Source organism: Streptomyces parvus, assembly GCF_032121415.1.
Classification (GTDB): domain Bacteria; phylum Actinomycetota; class Actinomycetes; order Streptomycetales; family Streptomycetaceae; genus Streptomyces; species Streptomyces globisporus_A.
Window position 1 is genome coordinate 6842483 of the sequence record NZ_CP135079.1, and the last position, 15586, is coordinate 6858068.

General features: G+C 71.6%; 13 protein-coding genes. 8 read left to right on the forward strand and 5 right to left on the reverse strand.

Annotated elements, in window-relative coordinates; all coding sequences use genetic code 11:
- Nucleotides 1–398: 398 nt before the first annotated feature.
- From RNL97_RS31725 to RNL97_RS31735, 3 genes are all read right to left on the reverse strand, one after another.
- The gene (locus RNL97_RS31725) at nucleotides 399–3533 is read right to left on the reverse strand and encodes a discoidin domain-containing protein (protein ID WP_243316093.1); all 3135 of its coding nucleotides are present in this window, start codon (nucleotides 3531–3533) and stop codon (nucleotides 399–401) included.
- Nucleotides 3534–3909: 376 nt separating this feature from the next.
- Complete coding sequence (locus RNL97_RS31730; RefSeq protein ID WP_030586094.1) at nucleotides 3910–4806, reverse strand: dihydrodipicolinate synthase family protein; 897 nt, start codon at nucleotides 4804–4806, stop codon at nucleotides 3910–3912.
- A 7-nt stretch (nucleotides 4807–4813) separates the two neighbouring features.
- A complete protein-coding gene (locus RNL97_RS31735; protein WP_030586093.1) occupies nucleotides 4814–5974 on the reverse strand; it encodes a mandelate racemase/muconate lactonizing enzyme family protein in 1161 nt (386 codons plus the stop codon).
- 98 nt (nucleotides 5975–6072) lie between these two features.
- Between RNL97_RS31735 and RNL97_RS31740 the strand changes: the two genes are divergently transcribed.
- The 6 genes from RNL97_RS31740 to RNL97_RS31765 are packed head-to-tail and all read left to right on the forward strand — an operon-like array spanning nucleotide 6073 to nucleotide 11727.
- Complete coding sequence (locus tag RNL97_RS31740) at nucleotides 6073–6900, forward strand: IclR family transcriptional regulator (RefSeq protein ID WP_313751516.1); 828 nt, start codon at nucleotides 6073–6075, stop codon at nucleotides 6898–6900.
- A complete protein-coding gene (locus RNL97_RS31745) occupies nucleotides 6900–8201 on the forward strand; it encodes an ABC transporter substrate-binding protein (protein WP_030586091.1) in 1302 nt (433 codons plus the stop codon). Before RNL97_RS31740 ends, RNL97_RS31745 begins: the two co-directional genes overlap by 1 nt.
- Complete coding sequence (locus tag RNL97_RS31750) at nucleotides 8198–9175, forward strand: carbohydrate ABC transporter permease (protein WP_050500110.1); 978 nt, start codon at nucleotides 8198–8200, stop codon at nucleotides 9173–9175. Before RNL97_RS31745 ends, RNL97_RS31750 begins: the two co-directional genes overlap by 4 nt.
- 25 nt (nucleotides 9176–9200) lie before the next feature.
- Nucleotides 9201–10043 (forward strand): carbohydrate ABC transporter permease, encoded by an 843-nt coding sequence (locus RNL97_RS31755; protein WP_313751518.1) that lies wholly within the window; start codon nucleotides 9201–9203, stop codon nucleotides 10041–10043.
- Nucleotides 10040–10708, forward strand: a complete 669-nt coding sequence (locus RNL97_RS31760; protein WP_313751519.1) for a bifunctional 4-hydroxy-2-oxoglutarate aldolase/2-dehydro-3-deoxy-phosphogluconate aldolase — start codon at nucleotides 10040–10042, stop codon at nucleotides 10706–10708. The genes RNL97_RS31755 and RNL97_RS31760 overlap by 4 nt, the downstream gene beginning before the upstream one ends.
- Nucleotides 10705–11727: a sugar kinase gene (locus RNL97_RS31765; RefSeq protein WP_243316105.1), complete on the forward strand. Its 1023-nt coding sequence runs from the start codon at nucleotides 10705–10707 to the stop codon at nucleotides 11725–11727. The genes RNL97_RS31760 and RNL97_RS31765 overlap by 4 nt, the downstream gene beginning before the upstream one ends.
- Here the strand turns inward: RNL97_RS31765 and RNL97_RS31770 are convergent, their stop codons facing one another.
- Nucleotides 11728–12315, reverse strand: coding sequence for a TetR/AcrR family transcriptional regulator (locus RNL97_RS31770; protein ID WP_243316108.1), 588 nt, complete (start codon nucleotides 12313–12315; stop codon nucleotides 11728–11730).
- Nucleotides 12316–12402: 87 nt separating this feature from the next.
- On the opposite strand from RNL97_RS31770, the gene RNL97_RS31775 reads away from it, so the two are divergent.
- A complete protein-coding gene (locus RNL97_RS31775) occupies nucleotides 12403–13296 on the forward strand; it encodes an EamA family transporter (RefSeq protein ID WP_313751520.1) in 894 nt (297 codons plus the stop codon).
- 506 nt (nucleotides 13297–13802) lie between these two features.
- Here RNL97_RS31775 and RNL97_RS31780 read toward each other — a convergent pair.
- The gene (locus RNL97_RS31780; RefSeq protein ID WP_313751521.1) at nucleotides 13803–14426 is read right to left on the reverse strand and encodes a TetR/AcrR family transcriptional regulator; all 624 of its coding nucleotides are present in this window, start codon (nucleotides 14424–14426) and stop codon (nucleotides 13803–13805) included.
- Between the two features lie 119 nt (nucleotides 14427–14545).
- On the opposite strand from RNL97_RS31780, the gene RNL97_RS31785 reads away from it, so the two are divergent.
- Nucleotides 14546–15538: an aldo/keto reductase gene (locus RNL97_RS31785; protein ID WP_030586074.1), complete on the forward strand. Its 993-nt coding sequence runs from the start codon at nucleotides 14546–14548 to the stop codon at nucleotides 15536–15538.
- Nucleotides 15539–15586 lie beyond the last annotated feature (48 nt).

Here is a 15586-nt window from a genome sequence, read left to right on the forward strand (position 1 = left end):
CGTATGACGGGCCGCCGCGGACCCCGTCGACGGCATCGACCGTGGACACGGTCCACGCGCGGCCGGGCGCCGGAGTTCGACAGCGGTCCGGGCGGCGGACCTGACGTCGGCGCTCGTGTAGCAGTTGGCCCGCGCAGGCCGCGAGCCCGGCCGCCGGAAATCCGGAGGCCGGGCTCGAAGGGCGAAGAGTGCGGGGACGGGCTACGGGAGTTCGTGGATGTGCGGCGCCAGGCTGTTGACCCAGTTGTCGCCGTTCGCCCCCAGTCGGTGGACCAGGTCACTGCGCCGCGCAGCCCCGGGTAGGTCTCCTCGGGCTTGAACTCGCCGCAGTTCCCACCCGTGGTCAGGCAGTTGAAGGCGTCGTTCACGATCGCGCGGTCGGCGTACGGGCCCGTCCGTCAGCGGACCGACAGCCGCACGAGACCACTGCGTCCCTCCGGGGTGCCCGACACCCGCAGCGCCACATAGCGCGGGGAGCCCGTGGCCCGCAGACTCCGCACCCGGCCATGACCGGTGAGCGCCCCCGCCCGGCGGTAGCGGATCCCGTCGTCGCTGAATTCCACCGACAGGCCCGGTGTCCGCCCGGCCGACCACTCCGCCTCCACCCGGCCCACCGCGCGCCGCGCCCCGAGGTCCACGACCAGGCGGCCGTCGCGTCCCGGCCGCCATACCGTGTCCGGGTCGCCGTCGACGGCCGCCGACGGATCCGACATCCCCGTCGGCAGCGGCGCGTTCGGGAAGACGGCCCGGCCCAGGGCGAGGTCCGTCGTCGGATACGCCTGTGCCCCGCGCACGGTGACCTCCGTACCCCCGCCCGGCCGCACCGCCGCGACCGTGCTGTGCTCCTGCGCCTCGACCCGCACCCGGCAGACCGGCCCGGTCAGGCGCACCGTGGCGGCGTCCACGACCTCCACCCGCAGCCCGGTCGGCAGCGACGGGCCCGACAGCGGGACCAGCGTGAACCGGGGCGGCAGCAGCAGCGCCGAAGCCGCCTCCAGCCGCGCCTCGTACCGCAGCCCGTCCCGGGTCACCACCTGCTCGCCCTCGTAGACCTCCCGGTGGCGGCCCTCCTGCACCAGGGCGACCGGGGTGCGCACCGCCCGGTCCGACAGGTTGAACAGGCTCAGGTGACCGTCCGTCACCGCCGCCCGCACCTTCTCGTCCCCGGCCGTGGGCACCGGCCGGCGGGCGAGTTCGCGCAGGCCAGCGACGGACACCCCGCAGTGGCCCTCCACGAGCAGCGGGCCCGTCCCGCCGCCCTCCGCCAGGACGATCGTGTCCCCGTACACCGCCAGCGGACCGTGTCCGCCGCGTACCAGCAGGCCCGCACGGCCGTCCACGTCCAGCCAACCACCGGTGCTGCGCAGCGCCGGGACGGGGCCGCTCGCCAGGTCCGTCCACCGCTCGCCGTCGTCCGAGCCCTGCACCAGGTAGCTCCGGCCCGCCGCGCTCTCCCAGCGCAGGGTGACCCGGTCCAGGGCGCGGGACTCCCCGAGGTCCACGGCGAGCCAGCTGTCGGGGCGCGGCCGGTCGGCGGTGGACACCGCCCAGCGGGTCGTGCCGTTTCCGTCCACGGCCAGCTCCGGCCCCCTGCCCGGCGCGGACGAGGACGCGGTGGCCCGGCCGCCGCGCGCGAGGTCGGGCCCGTCGGCCCCGTCCCGCGCCTCCACGGCGAAAAGCGAGTAGCCGTAGGCCGGATCGGGCGTCACGCCCTGGACCCGCAGGTGACGGACCGCCGTACGGTCGAACGACAGCTCGTCGACGCGGCCCGTCGAGCCACCGGAGGAGTCCCGGGACGCGACCGTGGCCGACCCCTCGGCGAAGCGGTACGTCCGCTTGCCCTCCAGGCCCGCCACGCCGGGCATGGTGAGGTTGTGCACCTCCAGCCGGCCGCCCACGGTGGCCGGGCCGTCGGCGGCGTGGACCACCGCGCCGGTGGGCAGCGTGGTGAAGCCCGCGAAGCCGTCCTTCAGCCGCAGCAGCGTCGCGCTCCCGTCGAAGCCGTCGCGCAGCCGGGTGTGCGTGCGCACCGAGCGACCGGTGACCTCCACGGCCGTAGAAGGCAGGAACATCGGCGTAGCGCCGCTGATCCGGAACAACCAGTCGTCGTGGCCCGGCTGCCACGCGAACTTCACGAGCTTGGGCTTGGACACCGCACCGGCCCAGGCGGCGGGGGACTGGTGCGATACCAGGCCGGGCCCCTCCCCGAAGTCCGTCACTCCGGAGGCGTACGCGAACAGCTCCCCCTGCGACAGCGGCACGGCGGGCCGGCCCGCCCCGGGCCACACGTGCAGCAGGTAGCTGATGGCCAGCTCGGCGCGGGCCTCCGGCTCGTACTTCGGCTCGCCGGAGAACTTCGCCAGCCGGTGCTCCGGCGGATACGCCTGGTACGCCTCCAGCCGTGCCGCCAGTTCCACTTCCGCGCGGGCAGCCGCGCGGTCGCCCATCACCCGGGACAGGAACGCCAGCGGGATGACATCCCGGCCGTAGAGGTGCTCGCGGTCGTTGACCATCGGCATCAGCGGCTCACCCGCGTCCGACATCACGCCGAGCAGGGTCCGCCACAGCGGCCCGGCGTTCGGCTGCCGGGTCAGCACCTCGGGCAGGGGCTCCCCGGCGGCCAGGAAGTGCGCCGCGTTGCGTCCCGAGGTCCGCCACAGCTCCGCCTGGTAGTGCGGGCCGAAGGAGCCGTGGTTCTCGACGATGAACGTGTCGTAGACGTTCCGGGCGGTGTTACGGGCCACCGGCACGCCGTCCACGCGGGCCGGGTTGGCGAGGTCGGCCTCCGGCAGCCCGGCTTCGTTGCGCGACCAGGCGCCGTAGTCGGCCGCCCACTCGGGCCGGCGGCGGTCGTCCGGGGCCCAGGCCAGTGCGGGCGCCAGTGCCTGGGCGTAGATGCCCATCTCCTCCAGCTTGGTGTCGCCGACGTGCCCGCCCGTGAGCCCGTTCGGCGTCCAGGACCCGGAGGCCGGGTCGTCGCCGGTGCCCAGGGCGTGGGTGTACGCCGCCTGCTCCCGGACGATGGTGTCCACCAGGGAGCGGGTCCGCTCGTCCAGCTCGTCCCAGAGCAGCCGGGCGGCGAGCACGAAGTACGACTGGAACGTGGTGTCGAAGAAGAGGGTGCGGCCCCACTGCGTGCCGCCGGTCAGCCGGTTGGAGGCGGCGAAGTGCCGCAGCGTCGCCAGAGTCCGCCGCTTGAGCGTGTCCCGGTCCACCCCCGCGAGATCGGCGTCGTAGCTGCCCCGTGTCAGCAGCACGGCGTGGCCGAGGACCACCGCGAAGCCGAAGAACTTGTCGGTGTAGATGCCCCGGGCCTCGTCCCACTGCGTCTCGGACCAGCGGGTGTGTCGCAACAGGACCCGGTAGTACGTGGCGGCGACGTCGTCCTCGGCGCCGCTCGCGCCCGCCCCTGGGAGCGGAGACGCGGCCGCCGAGGGCGAGCCCGCGCTCAGCGGCAGCGCGGCCACGGCTCCGGACGCGCCGAGGATCTGGAGCATTCGGCGGCGGCCGAGGGGAAAGGAGGTCGGGCCCACGGTGGTTCTCCTCTGGGGTGCTCGCGGCGGTTGTCGGACGGCTGAGGGAAGCAGCCGTCCGGTGAAGCCGCGACGGACAACGTTGTCAAAGGCGTTGAGGGCCACCCTTGGCCGCCTCGGTATGTTCCGTCAAGGGAAAACGCACGATTGAACGGGACGGCTTGGCTCCGGTCAGGGGCGGCGGCGTGCGCGGCCGGCCGGCCGGAGGGCGGGGCACGGACCCCGGGGCCTGTGCCCCGAGGCCCGGGCCGACGTCCCGGAGCCCTCCGCTCACGGCCGTTCTCCGACTCCACCTCACGGGAGGGGGGGACGGCGCACAGGCCCGGCCGTTGGTGATGACCTTGCGTGCCCGGCCCTTTCCCTCTCCGCGCCGGTCCTACGGGGCCGTGATGCCGAGCGGGGCGAGGACTTCGTACAGGGCGTCGCGCGTCGGGGTGTCGAGGGAGCGGGCGGGGGAGCGGACAGCGGTGTCGGTGATCAGGCCGCGGGCCCACAGCACTTCCTTGTGGACGGCCCACGCCCAGCCCTGCTGCAAGCCGTGGGTCACCAGGGGGAGGAGGTGGGCGAAGCCTTCCCTTGCCTCCCGCCTGCGGCCAGCCGACCATGCGTCGAGAACGGGTCGCAGCAGATCGGGGAACTCGCAGGCGGGCATGGTGCCGCGGGCGCCGCGGGCGTACTCGTCGAGGCAGAACTGTGCGTTCAGTCCCCCGAGGATCGTGAAGTCTCCGTCGCCCAGCGCCTCGTGCACGGCAGTGGTCTTGGCGGGGGTCGGGGGAGCCTCGACCTTCACGGACGTCACTCCGGGGATCCGGCTGAGTTCGACGATGGTGGCAGGGGTCAGGGGTACGCCGGTGACGCCCGGGGCGTCCTGGACCATGACTTCGCAGTCCGTGGCGGCCGCGACCTCGCCGTAGAAGTCGATGACCTGCGCGGGGGTGGGCTTCACCATGTACGGCGGGAGGACCATGAGGGCGGCGGCGCCTTCGGCGGCCGCGGCGCGCGCCTGTTCCACGGCGGTGACGGTGGAGGTGGCATTGACGCCGGCTACGACCGGAACCGCGCCGGCCACGACGTCGACGACCTCGCGCAGGACGCGCGCGCGTTCGTCGGCGGTCAGCGCGAACGTCTCGCTGGCCATGCCGGAGACGGCCAGCCCGTCGACGCCGCTGACGAGGTTGAACTCGACCACGCGACGCAGGGAGGGGAGGTCGAGGGAGCCGTCGGAGTGGAAGGGGGTCGCCAGGATCGGCGCGAGCCCGTGGACGAGGGGCATGGGGTGATCAGTCCTTTTCTGCCAGGTGGCGTACGGCCTCTTCGTCGACGTCGATACCGAGTCCGGGGCCTTCGGGAAGGGGGAAGTGGTCGGGCAGGACAGTCAGCGGAGAGCGCAGGATCCGGCTGCCGACGTCGGTCGAGGTGGGTTGGTACTCGAAGACGAGCAGGTCCTCCACGGCGGCGCTGACATGCAGCCCGGCGGCGAGCGCGACCCCGAGGCCGACGGAGTGGTGCGGTGCCACCGGGACGTGGTGGGCGGAGCTGAGCTCGGCGATCGCCATGGCCTCGGTGATGCCGGTGCGCGCCACGTCGGGCTGCGCGATCTCCAGGGCGTTCCCGCGCAGCCACCGCGCGAACTCGTAGCGGTTGCGGAGGGTTTCGCCCACGGCGAGGGGCAGGGCGGAGCGCTCGGCGAGCCGACGGTGGCCGTCCTCGTCCTCGGGGGCGAGCGGAGCCTCCAGGAACCAGCAGTCCCGGTCGGCCAGGCCCGCGGCGAGCCCGCGCGCCTCGGCGGGTGCGTAGGCCCAGTGCGCGTCGACGGCGATCCTGAGGGAGGGGGCGGCGGCGCGGACGGCGTCCACGGTGGCCAGGTCGGCTGCCACCCCGTGCCCGAGGTGCAGCTTCACCGCGCGTGCGCCCCTGGCCTGCCAGTCGGCGGCCAGTTCGGCGCGTTCGGGGTCAGTGGGACGCGGGAGCCCGGAGACGTAGGTGGGGAGCCGGTCCCGGAACGCTCCGCCGAGCAGGGCGGCCACGGGCGCACCGCGCAGACGTCCGGCCAGGTCCCACAGTGCGGTGTCCACGGCGGCCAGCGCATCCGCCTGGTGGCCGACGAGGTGACCGCGCTCACGCATCAGGTTGCGGAGCCGGGACCAGGCGGGGCGCGGCGCGAGAGCGTCCTGCCCCGTGAGCGCCGGAGCCAGGAGCAGGTCGACGATGCGTGCGGGCACCTCCGGCGCGACCGGTGCGAGCGCTTCGCCCCACCCCGCGGTGCCGTCCTCCGCCACGACCTTGACGAGCAGCGTCTCGAACCGGGGGGAGTACAGGCTGCGCCAGGGCGCGCGGACCTGGTATCCCGCCGGGACATCGCTGCCGTCGGGCAGGACGCCGAGGTAGGCGTCGGTGTGGCGGATCTTGAGGGTGAACGTCTCGACCGAGGCAATCTGCATGATCAGATCCATTCTGCGGTTGCAGCCTTGCGTTAGCTGGATATGTTAATGCAGTATCCGTCATGTAAAGCAAGTGCGATGGATGCGAGGAAGCAGATATGGGCGCTGAGCAGGGCGCAGGCATCAATCAGAGCGTTGAGCGGGCGGCCGCCGTTCTCGCGGCCTTCCACGACGGGCAGTTGCTCCGCGTCGCCGACGTCGCAGCACGGTCGGGGCTCGGCCAGTCGACGACGTCCCGCATGCTGGCGACGCTCGAAGCGCTCGAGTTCGTGGAGCGGGAGGATTCCGGTCTCTACCGTCTGGGCACCGGGCTGATCACCATCGCCGGGTCCGCGCTCAACCAGCACCCCGTCTACCGGGCGTCCCGCCCGCACGCTCAGGAGGCGGCGGCGGTGCTGGGACTCGGTGTGAACGTGTCGATCCTCCATCGGGGCACCGTGTTCTACCTCGCCAACTACGAGGGAGCGATCGCGCCGAAGTCGATGACGCTGGCCGGGCAGCGCAACGCGCTGCACGCCACCGGCATGGGCAAGTGCCTTCTCGTGGGCACCACCCCCGAGGAACGGCGCGAACTCCTGCCCGAACTCCCGGCCTTCACCGCACACACCATCGATTCGCACGACGCTCTGGACACCGAGGTCGACCGCACGGCCGGACGCGGATACGCGACAGAAGTCGAGGAACTGGCCCTGGGACGCGCCTGCGTCGCGGCGCCCGTCCGGGACGCGGGCGGGCAGGTCGTCGCAGCCATCTCCATCTCCGGCTCGCTCTCGGCGATCGACCTGCGCACCCGGGAGAACGAACTCGCCGGACGGGTCATCGAGACGGCCGACGAGATCAGCACGGCGCTCGGCTACACCGGCCCCGCCGTGCACCCCCACCGGTCGGCTCCGGCGACACCCCGTTCGACCACCGGGACCGTCTGATGGGGCCCCGGTACGAGAACACGCCGCAACCACGACCAACACGTGTCACCCGGCGGCAGGCGCTGTCGCTGGGCCTGGCCGTCGCGGCAGGCTCGGCTCTCGTCGGCTGCGGCCAGGAAGAGAGGACGGCGAACGGCCGGACGGTACTGGAGTTCCCCTCCTGGCAGGCGGGGGACAGCACCTTCTCGCTCTGGTGGAAGGAGCTCATCGCCGCGTTCCGCAAGCAGAGGCCCGACATCGACGTGGACTTCTACGGGCTGCCCTTCGACAGTTACGTCGACCAGATCACGATCCGGTTCGCCGCCAACGACCGCCCCGACATCCTGCACCTCCCCGCCCGCAACGCCGCCGAGTTCGCCGGCCGTGGCTGGCTGACCCCGTTGGAATCCCGACTGCGGGGCACCGACGTCGCGGGCACCTGGACACCGCTCCAGGAGGAGATGGCGCTCGACGGCAAGGACTACGGCGTCCTGCTGCTCGGCTACGGCTACTGCCTCTACTACAACGAGGCCCTTCTGCGGTCCGTCGGCGCCCGCGTGCCGACCACGGTGGAAGAGATGATCACGACCGCCGAAGCGATCACCGGAAAAGGGGTCTACGGCTTCGGCGCGACGACCGCCCCGAGCCCCGACAACTACACGGAGCTGGCAGCCTTCGTGGTCGGCGGCGGGGGAGCGCTGTCGAGGGACGACGGCACGTTCAGCGCCGACAGCGACGCCGCGGTCGCCGGTCTCGACCAGTACCGGCGCGCCCTGGCCCAGGCACCGCGGGGCATTCAGCCCCAGCAGCGCAACGAGCTCTTCCTCACCGGGAAGATCGCCATGCTCCTGGACGGCCCCTTCTTCCTCAACGAGCTCGCCGGCGCCTCCACCCGTGTCCGGCCCGCCCTCTCCGTCGCCCGGGCGCCTTTCCGGCGTGTCCCCGGCGGCGTATCCAACAGCATCCACATTCCCGCCGGCCTCGACGCCCGCAGGACCCAGGCCGTGTGGGACTTCATCGAGCTCGCCACCACACCAACCTGGCAGCGCCGCTACGTCGAGCTGACCGTCAACCCGGCCCCCCGGCGGGGTTCGCTGACCGCCCGCGCCGTCGCGCGCACCCCCGAACTGGAGCTCTTCCAGAATCTCGCGGACGAGGCCGTGTCGATCTTCCCCGGGGACCAGACGCACCGTGAACGGTTCGGCCGCATCAGCGACATCGTGTCCGCAGCAGCCACCTCCCTGATCACGACGGGCGAGTCGACCGCCGGCATTGCCGCGCATCTGCAGCGCCAACTCGACCAGGCCCTGGAGTCCTCATGAGCATCCATCAGCCGAAAGCCCGGGAGAGGCACCCGGCCGCACCCTCTTCCGCGTCCCCCGACCCCGCCCGGCCTCCGGCCGGACTCGTGAGGGAGCACCGCCGCCGCAGCCTCTTCGCCTACCTGACCCTCTCCCCGACCCTCGCGGTGGTCGGCCTGCTGATGGCCTACCCCCTCTATGTGGCGATCGACCTCAGCCTGCGCGGCGGCCAGATCGCCGACCTGCTCAACCTGGAACGCAACCCCCTCACGCTCGACAACTACCGCGACGTCCTGACCGCACCGGGACTCCTCAGCGACGTGCTGCGCTCGGTGGTCTACACCGTCGGCGTCGTGGTGCCCGCCTTCGCCCTCGGCCTGGGCCTGGCCATCCTGCTGAACAAGGCGTTCCCCGGCCGCCGGATCATCCGTCCGCTCGTCCTGCTGCCCTGGGCGGTGCCTGGCGTGGTGGTGAGCGCGGCGTTCAGCTGGATGCTCGACGCGTCCTACGGTGTCGTGAACCATCTGCTGCGCACGGTCGGGCTGATCGAGGACAACGTCGCCTGGCTGGCCGATCCCGACACCGCCCTGATCGCGGTGATCCTCCCCACGGTCTGGAAGTACTACCCCTTCTTCACCCTCGTCCTGCTGGCGCAGCTCCAGTCCGTGCCGGGTGAGCTCTACGAAGCCGCCCGGATGGACGGGGCCTCTCCTCTCCAGCAGTTCCTCCACGTCACCTGGCCCGCCGTCAGGGCCGCGTCCTCGCTGGCCATCGTGATCACCGGGATCGGGGTCTTCAGGGAGTTCGACTTCATCTACCCGCTCACCGGCGGCGGGCCCAACGAAGCGACCCAGACCCTCGCCATCCGGATCTACAACGAAGCTTTCCAGTACTTCGAGATGGGCACCGCGGCCGCGCTCGGCATCGTGACCATGGCCATCTGCGGCCTGCTGCTGAAATTCGCGGGACGATCCGTGCGCCGCGAGTTCAGCTGAGCCGGTCCTCACCACAGGAGCACCCATGTCCACCACTCTCAGCCGCCCCCGCCGTTGGTCGCTGCTGGCCCTGGCGATCGCGGTCACCTCGGTCCTGATGTTCCCTGTCTACTGGATGATCATGACGTCGATCGTCCCGTCGGAACGGCTGCTGGTCACCGAACCACCGCTGATCCCGCCCTCCGACGCCACCTCGATCAGCGCCTACACCTCCGCCCTGCGCGACCTGCCCGTCCTCGACTGGCTCTGGAACTCCACCCTCACCACCGTCGGCGCGGCGGTCCTGTCCACCGTGGTCAGCACCCTCGGCGGCTACAGCCTCTCCCGCTTCCGCACCCGCGGGCAGCAGGCCATGGGCTTCACCCTGCTGTTCAGCCGGATGCTGCCAGGCACCCTCTTGATCATCCCGGTCTTCGTCCTCTTCGCCACCTTCGGCATGGTGAACAACCTGTGGTCGGTCACCCTGGTCAACACCGCGGCCACCGTGCCGTTCACCACCTGGCTGATGAAAGGCTTCGTCGACGCCGTCCCCGTGGAGATCGAACAGGCAGCCATGATCGACGGATGCGGACGGGCCGGCGCGCTGTGGCGCGTCATCGTGCCGCTGCTCAAGCCCGGCATCGCCGCGACGTTCACCTACGCGTCCATCCTCACCTGGGGCGACTTCCTCTTCGCCCGCACCCTCATGGGCAACCCGGACGGCTGGACCGTCACCGTCGGCATCGCCTCGTTCATCGGAGAGTTCAGCGTCGACTGGTCCGGCTTGATGGCGGTCGGCCTGATCTCCATGGTGCCGATGATCCTGCTCTTCCTCCTCCTGGAGCCCTTCCTCGCCAAGGGCATGACCACCGGATCGGTGAAGGGATGACCATCGTGCGCGACCACCTCCACCCGACCCCGCACGGCATCGTCGCGATCGTGCGCCTCAGCACACCGCCGCCCGACGACCTCCTCGCCGCCCTGCTGGAGGCCCGCACATCCGCACTGGAAGTCACCCTCACCACCCCCGGAGCCGAAGCGGCCATCACCCGCTGGCGGGACCTCGGCCCCTCCGCACTGATCGGCGCCGGCACCGTACGCACCCCCGACGACGCCCGCCGCGCGGTGGCCGCCGGTGCACAGTTCCTCGTCACGCCCACCACCTCCCCGGCTGTCCTCGGTGTGGCCGCAGAGGCCCGCGTGCCCGTCCTCTGCGGGGCCCTCACACCCACCGAGATCGACACCGCCTGGCAGCACGGCGCGGCAGCGGTCAAGGTGTTCCCCGTCGACGCCCTCGGCGGACCGGCGTACGTGAAGGCCGTCCAGGCCCCCCTTCCCGACGTCCCGCTGGTACCCACCGGGGGGATCGACGCCGCCTCCGCCCTCGCCTATGCCGCCCTCGGCTGCCACGCCGTGGGCGTGGGCTCCTCGCTGGTCTCCGACACCGCGGTCAGAGACCGCGACTGGGAAGCCCTGCGCACCAGGGCGGCCGACCTGGTGGGCGCCTGGCACAGCGGCACCGCCCGTGACCGAAGCGGAAAGGAACCCCGATGAACTGGCCGCCCCCCGCCGCGCCGCCGGGAGAGCACCTGGACGTCGTGGGCGTCGGCGAGGCCATGCTCCTGCTCCAGGCACCGCCCCCTGCCCCCCTGGAAACAGCCCGCACCCTGTCCGTCGCCGTCGCCGGCGCCGAACTCAACGTCTGCGCCACCGTAGCCAGGTTCGGCGGCAGCGCCGCGTTCCTCTCCGCCGTGGGGGACGACGCCCCAGGACGGCGCGTACTGCGCGCCGTCCGCGACCTCGGCGTGGCCGAGAACCTCATCCATGTCGATCCCGGGCGACCGACCGGCCTGTTCCTCCGGGAAACACCGCAGAGCGGAGAGCGGCGGGTGATGTACTACCGCGCCGGATCAGCCGCCTCGGCTCTGGACGAGGACCGCGCAGACCTCCTCGCCGCGCCCCACGCACCGCGCGCCCTGGTGGTGTCCGGACTGACGGCGTCACTCGGCGACGGACCGCGCCGGCTGCTGCACCGCCTGGTAAGGCAAGCGGGCGCAGCGGGCACGTCCGTCGTGCTCGACGCCAACCTGCGCCCTTCGCTCGGCACCGAGGACGCCGTGGAGACGATGACACTCCTCCTGCCGCACGTGGATCTCCTGGTCCTCGGTGACGACGAGTCCGGTCCTCTCCTCGGTGCCACCGACCCCGAGGCCGTGCTCGCCGCAGCTCGTGACGCCGGGGTGGCCGAGACCGTGCTCAAGGGAGGCGAACGCGGCTGCTGGCTCTGGGACGACGGCCTCCGGCACATCCCCGCCCACCCCACGCGTGTCGTCGACACCGTGGGGGCCGGCGACGCCTTCCTCGGCGCCTACCTGACGGCTCGGCTGTCCGGAACCTCTGCCCCTGCGGCAGCGCTTCTCGGCGCGCGCATCGCCGCCGGAGTGGTGGCCCGGGCCGGCGACACCGAAGGGCTGCCGGACAGAGCCACCGCACAAGCGCTCCTGCGTGGAGAAGACCGGGGCGGCGAGAGCTCTTCGGGCGGCCTCGGAGCCGGGGCCCAGGGCGGGGGTTGATCAGATGGTGTTCCGGATCAGGCGTCTCGCCAGCTTCTTGCCGTGGCCGAGGGGGTCGGGTGTCCGCCCTCGTTGGAGGCCGGCCATGGCTCCGTCGTACACGAGCAGTACGTTGCCCGCCAAGGCGGCGGGGGCTTCGGGGGTGACGGTTTCCGCCAGCCGGTTCAGGCGCGTGAGGAGGAGCGTGGACTCCGCCTCGATCACGCTGCGGGCGGGGTGGTCGAGGTCGGGCAGTTCCGTGCTGGTCGCGAGGAAGGCGCACCCGCGGCCCGGGGTGTACCGGTCCCGGTAGGCGGAGACGGCGTCGAACAGGGCCAGGAGCTTCTCGGCGGGTGTGGGCGCGGCGTCCACCGCTTCCTGCCATATCTGTTCCCAGCGGTCCAGGCGCCGTTGCAGCGCGGCCGCGATCAGGCCGTCCTTTCCCCCGAAGTGCGCGTAGAGCGTGCCGGGAGCGACGTGGGCGTGGTGCAGTACCTGGTCGACGCTGGTGCGGGCGATGCCGTCCCGGGAGAAGAGCTCGTCGGCTGCGTCCAGCAGTCGGTCCCTGGCAGACGGTCTGGCCGTGGCTTCGACGGTGTCCTGGTCCATGCGCCCAGCATAACGAGCGTTACAATGAAACGATCGTTTCAGTGAGGTGGTGAGGGTCGGGTGCCTCCTGCCCAACCGGAGGTGCACGTGAACGACCTGACCGGGGTGGGACCTGCCCGCACCCGAGCGCTCCTCGGGGCGGGCCTGGTCCTCGTCAGTTGCCTGAGCGTGCAAGCCTCCGCAGCACTCGCCTCGACACTCTTCGATCGGCTGGGCGCTCCCGCCGTCGCCGGACTGCGGCAGCTCTGCGCTGCCGTCGTCCTGGTGGTGCTGGTACGTCCGAGAGTCCGTGGCCACACGCGGCAGGAATGGGCCGGCATGGTCGTCTACGGCGCGGCGATGGCCGTGATGAACGTGGCCTTCTACGGCGCGGTGGGCCGTCTCCCGCTGGGCGTGGCGGCGACGCTGCTGTTCCTCGGGCCGTTCGTCGTGGCGGTCGCCTCGGCGCGCACGTGGCGTGAAGCGCTCCTGCCGGCAGTCGGCCTGGCGGGCGTAGTCCTGGTCACGCAGCCCGGCGGGGCAGTCGAGTGGGCAGGAATCGCCCTGGGACTGCTCTCCGCGGTGGCCCTTGCCTTCTACACCGTCTTCGCACAGCGCGTGGGCAGGGCGTCTTCGGGGTTGGACGGACTGGCCGTGCCGGTCTGTATCGCGGCGGTGCTCCTCCTCCCCTTCTCCTTGCCCGCCGCTCCGGGCGTCACCGGATCCGACTGGGGCCTGGTCGCTGTCTCCGGCGTCGTCGGGGTGGCCCTGGCCTTCACCCTGGATTTCCGGGCCGTGAAGATGGCCGGCGCCAAAGTGGTCGCGACGCTGTTCTCCTTCGACCCGCTGATGGGCGCACTGATCGGTGCCCTCGCCCTCGCCGAAGCTCTCTCCGCACCGGTGCTCGTCGGCATGGGACTGATCGTGTCAGCCGGTGCCCTGGCAACCTGGCGTGCCGAAAGCCCGGGTTCGCCGGTGCCGACCAGCACGGACCACCAGTGACACGGCGACGGGAGTGGGCATCGGTCCCGTGTGGTGCGTAGCTGCCGAGCGCGGTTCGAGGGGGGCTCGCGCCGATCCAGGTCTACGACTCGCGTGGCTGCTGACCAGCGGAAACGGTCACGATTCGATCAAGCGGCAGGCGGCTGGCCCGCGCATCCCCCAGGGTCAGTGGCTTCCGAGTGGAGGCGGTGCGGACCTCGGCGTGCTCGACCGCGCTGAGGTGTCCGTGCAGGCGCAGGCCATCACGGTCTTGCTGGTGCCCGGAGGGCGCTACGAGCGCGCCGGCCATGAGCGGCCGGGCGATCAGGTTGCCGAACTGCCGTTGCCGGCCGGCCAGGGGCACCCGCCCATGGCGTCACATTGCAGTGCGGGGGCAGAGTCGGTCGGCGAGGTCGGCGGGCACACGGGCGATGATTCGTCAGCAGGATGCCGCCCCATGGCGAGGGGCAAGGGAGTTCGGCGTCGTTCGCGAACGTCGACCAGGCATGCCGTCGCCCCGGGGGACCTCAGCGCGCTCGGGGGAAGAGCCGCTCGACAGCGGTCACCACTGCTGCGCGGCGGGCGGCGGTGGTGGGGTCCACGGCGTGCGCGGAAGCGGCCCTGCTGAGTTCGGGTTGTGCCGCCCAGGTCATGGCGATCTGATTGACCAGGGCGAGGACGTCGGTCGGGTCCCAGGTGGGGGCGATATGTCCAAGCTGCTGCACCTCGCGTAGCTGGCCGACCTTCCGGGCGATCACTGCCTGGGTGGGATCGTCGGCAACGGCTGCGGTGCCCGGCAGTTCGAGGCGGCCCCAGGTGATCAGGCGGTGGTGGTCCGGACGCGCGACGAAGTAGTCGAACAGTCGGCCCGCGTAGCCGGGGAGGTCGTACGGGTCCATCTGGGTGGCCTCGGCGATGACGACGTACTCCCGTGCAGCCACGGCGGCGTAGAGCGCTTCCTTGCCGCGGAAGTAGGCGTAGACGCGTTCTTTGCTGGTCCTGGCGAGCTTGGCGATGCGGTCCACGCGAGCGCCGGCGATGCCGTGGCGGGCGAATTCCTCCATGGCGGCGGTAAGGATGCGCTCGCGGGTGTCGCCACCAGCGGCGGTTGCGGGCGCTGCGGTCGGGCCGGAGGCGCGGGACTGAGGCATAGCCCCAGAATAAGGCACCGAACCGTTCAGTTTGGCATGGCGACCGGTCGACCCGTAGAGTCAAACAGAACGGTTCGGTTTGACCTCTCCGACCGGCGAAGCACTGAAGGAGTGAACTCATGCAGCACCGCAATCTGGGCTCTCAGGGTCTGCGCGTCTCGGCGCTCGGCCTGGGGATCATGGGCATGTCCATGGCCTACGGCGCCTCGAACAAGGACGAGAGCATCGCGACCATCCGCCGCGCCCACGAACTCGGGATCGACTTCTTCGACACCGCCGAGCTGTACGGCGCCGGCACCGGCAGCAACGAGATCCTCCTCGGCGAGGCGGTCAAGGACTTCCGCGACGAGGTGGTCCTGGCCACCAAGTTCGGCTTCGACATGACCGCGCAGCCGCTGGGTTCCGGCTTCGACAGCCGCCCGGAGAACATCCGCAAGGCCGCCGAGAGCAGCCTGCGCTACCTGCAGAGCGACCACATCGACCTCTTCTACCAGCACATCTCCGACCCCGCCGTTCCGGTTGAGGAGGTCGCCGGGGTGGTCGGCGAACTGATCTCCGAGGGCAAGGTGAAGTACTTCGGCCTGAGCAACGTCGGCCCCCAGTACATCCGCCGTGCCCACGCCGTCACCCCGGTCTCCGCGCTCCAGTACGAGTACTCGCTGTTCGAGCGGGAGGTGGAGGAAAGGATCCTTCCCGTCCTGCGGGAACTCGGCATCGGACTGGTGCCCTACTCCCCACTCGGCCGCGGCTTTCTCACCGGCCAGGTCAAGCCCGCGAGCGAGTACGCCGCGGACGACATGCGCAGCTGGGACGAGCGCTGGCAGGGCGAGAACTACACCTACAACCTGCACGCCACCGAACAACTCAAGAATGTGGCGGACACCAAGAACATCACTACCGCCCAACTCTCGCTGGCCTGGCTGCTCGCCCAGGGCGAGGACGTCGCACCCATTCCCGGCACCCGCAGCACCGAGCGCCTTGAGGAGAACACCCACGCCCTCGACGTCCAGCTCTCCGCCGCTGATCTGGCCCGCATCACTGAGATACTTCCCCACGGCTCGGCAGGGAGCCGCTACCCCGCTGCGGCACTGCACAGCTTCACCACAGACTGACCCGCGCCCTCACCCGCGCACGGGAGGCCGGGCCGGCGACACCGTCTT